Consider the following 1150-nt stretch of genomic DNA (forward strand, 5'->3'; position numbering starts at 1 on the left):
CCAATGCGGAAATCACGCTTTTGGTACAGGAATTTATTTTATAGAGTTCATTAGCAATTTGAGGTTCACGATAGTAATTCATGATCATGTTACCCTGCTGATCAATAAGGCAGCTGCGGGTTTCCAATTCGTTAAGCACGTGAATAAGCGGTTTTAGTTCCAGACTTTTCATGCAGATCCTCCTTGAGGCTTATGGCATAGCAATACATAGTATATCATTTTAATAGTCCGAAATTCGAAGAGTACAAACTGAAAACAGTTCATTTACTAATTTTGAATTTTTTTGTTCTTTGATATTAAAAAAGATATATATGTTCACTGAATAGACACAAGTATATTTAAAAATCTATACACTTTTTCTGTTTCATTCAAAAAAACAATCGAATAAAACGATATATAGTAAGTTGGACATTTTATTCAGAAATAACTGGGGGACCGATTCATGAATTTAACAATTAAGGCCAAAATGATTCTTAGCGCGATACTGATTCCGAGTGTGATTGCAGCTATGCTGCTGACCAATTACATTTTAAGCGTACATAGTGAGAATGAGTACAAGGATATTATGAGTCGTGAAGAGGCTATTGCGTATAACTCGAAGTCTCTTCAATTTTTGTTAAACGGCATATCTAATGATGAGCGGGCATATTTGCTAACTCGTGATGAACAGTACGGACGAGAGATCGGAAACAAGCAAAGTGAAGTTGCAAAGTTGCTACAGGAGACAGAAGCTCTGCTTAATACAGGTAATGAGGATTCTAAGAAAAAAATGACTGATCTCAAGACGGGGATTAATACTTACATGAATCAAGTTCATCGTTTACTGACTACAGCGGGGTATCAGAGTACAAGAGACGATGCTTTCCCGCCATTTTCTGATTTGCTCGATGATTTTGAAAACGAACGGGTGTTGCGTAAGCAACTTGATACCAAGGTAGTAGCCTTTGTCAAAGCTCAAGAAGATATGGTAACGGTGAAAGTACAGCAAGCGCACCAAACGATGACGAATACATCCTTGATTACGAGTATTGTAGGACTTCTAGTTATCATTTACAGTATTGTTCAATCCATCGTTTTGATTCGTTCAATTCGTCCATTACACCATATGAATGAGCAGCTGTTGGAAATGTCTGAAGGTGGGGGAGATTTG

1 protein-coding gene and 1 pseudogene are annotated in these 1150 nt (G+C 37.1%); one reads left to right on the forward strand and one right to left on the reverse strand.

Going from position 1 to position 1150, the window contains the following annotated elements; all coding sequences use genetic code 11:
• Positions 1-172, reverse strand: a pseudogene (locus GRP75_RS27600) (serine hydrolase domain-containing protein); the annotation flags it as partial.
• 270 nt (positions 173-442) lie between these two features.
• Between GRP75_RS27600 and GRP75_RS27605 the strand changes: the two are divergent.
• A partial coding sequence (locus tag GRP75_RS27605; protein WP_483311125.1) for a CHASE3 domain-containing protein occupies positions 443-1150 on the forward strand: 708 nt, incomplete at its 3' end.

This window comes from Paenibacillus sp. OT2-17 (genome assembly GCF_009827695.1).
GTDB classification, from domain to species: Bacteria; Bacillota; Bacilli; order Paenibacillales; family Paenibacillaceae; genus Paenibacillus; species Paenibacillus polymyxa_B.